This window comes from Cellulomonas fimi, assembly GCF_028527925.1.
In the GTDB taxonomy this organism is placed as follows: Bacteria; Actinomycetota; Actinomycetes; order Actinomycetales; family Cellulomonadaceae; genus Cellulomonas; species Cellulomonas fimi_C.
On sequence record NZ_JAPESW010000110.1, the window covers coordinates 1 to 1,503 of the forward strand.

Below are 1,503 nucleotides of genomic sequence, written 5' to 3' on the forward strand. Positions count from 1 at the left end.
TGCGCGCGAGCGCCTCCGCGACACCGGGCCCGAGCTCGCGCTCCAGGAGCGGAAGGACGCGGTCGCGGACGCGGCTGCGCAGCGGCGCGTCGTCGGCGGTGCCCGCGTTGGTCGGGTCGTGCCAGGGCTCGAGCCCGAGCGCCGCGCACGCGCCGACGGTGTCGGTCCGGCGGAGCCCCAGCAGCGGCCGACGCAGGACCCCCCGCACGGGCGGCATCCCGGCGAGGGACCGCGCACCGGACCCGCGCGCGAGCCCGAGCAGGACCGTCTCCGCCTGGTCGTCGAGCGTGTGCCCGAGCAGCACCGCCGCCGCCCCGGTGCGCTCGGCGACGGCGTCGAGCGCCTCGTACCGCGCGTGCCGGGCCGCGGCCTCGGGCCCGCCGGGGGCGTCGACGACGACGCGTTCCACGACGACCGGCTCGAGCCCGAGCGAGCGGCACACGGCGGCGGTCCGGGCGGCGACGTCGGCGGAGCCCGGCTGCAGCGCGTGGTCGACGACGACCGCCCCCGCCCGCAGGACGCGTGGTCCGCGCCGCACGGATCGGTCGGCGACGAACGCCGTCGCCGCCGCGAGCGCGAGCGAGTCCGGCCCGCCCGAGCACGCGACGAGCACGAGCGCACCGTCCGGAAGGTCGGCGACGGCACCCGTCACGGCACGCCGGACGTCCGCGACGCGACGGTCGGGCCCCGTCACGGCCGGGGTGCGCCCGACTCGCCCTGCGCGCCAGGCCGGCCGAGGACGACCGGCTCGGGCGGTCGACCGGCCGACGTCGTCGTCACCCGTGCACCCGGCGGACCCACGACGCCGGGTCCGCGATCTCGCCGGGGCGGGGCAGCGCGTCGGGTCCGGACCAGACGGCGTTGAAGCCGTCGCGACCGACGTGACCCTGCACGGCGCGGACGAACGCGGCGCCGTCGCGGTACTGCGCGAGCTTCTCGTCGAGGCCCAGCAGCCGGCGCAGCACGCGCTCGAAGCCCCGGGCACGCGCGCCCTCGTCACGCTTGGCCTCGAACTTGCGGCGGATGGTCCGCACCGTCCGCACGACCTTGGGGCCGACCTGGTCCATCGCGACGTCGGCGTGCCCCTCCAGGAGGGCCATGACGGCGCCGACCTCCTCGAACACGGCGCGCTGCCGGTCGGTGAGGACGTCGAGGACGCTGCCGCCGTCGGGACCGAGCACCGCACGGGACACCCGGGCGAGCAGCTCGGCGGCGCCGGGGCCGTCGTCGTCACCACCGGGCGCGGACGCGGCGAGGTCGGCGAGCAGCTCGGCGGAGCGGCTGCGCATGAGCTCCGCGAGCCAGGGGGCGGCGGCGAACTGCAGCGCGTGCGTCTGCTCGTGCAGCGCGACCCACAGCCGGAAGTCGGGGCCGTCGACGCCGAGGGTCCGCTCCAGGTGCAGGACGTTCGGGGCCACGAGCAGCAGCCGGCCGGGCGCACCGGGGGCCGCGGTGAACGGGTCGAACTGGCCGAGGACCTTGCCGGACAGCAGCGCGAGGACC

At 78.4% G+C, this 1,503-nt stretch carries 2 protein-coding genes; both read right to left on the reverse strand.

The window, feature by feature from the left end; all coding sequences use genetic code 11:
- Positions 1 to 694, reverse strand: a 694-nt coding sequence (gene tilS / locus OMK64_RS19950) for a tRNA lysidine(34) synthetase TilS (RefSeq protein WP_272730096.1), incomplete at its 3' end; no start/stop codon positions are given.
- Between the two features lie 82 nt (positions 695 to 776).
- On the reverse strand, positions 777 to 1,503 hold a 727-nt coding region (locus tag OMK64_RS19955; protein WP_272730097.1), incomplete at its 5' end, for an Rv3626c family coenzyme F420 biosynthesis-associated protein.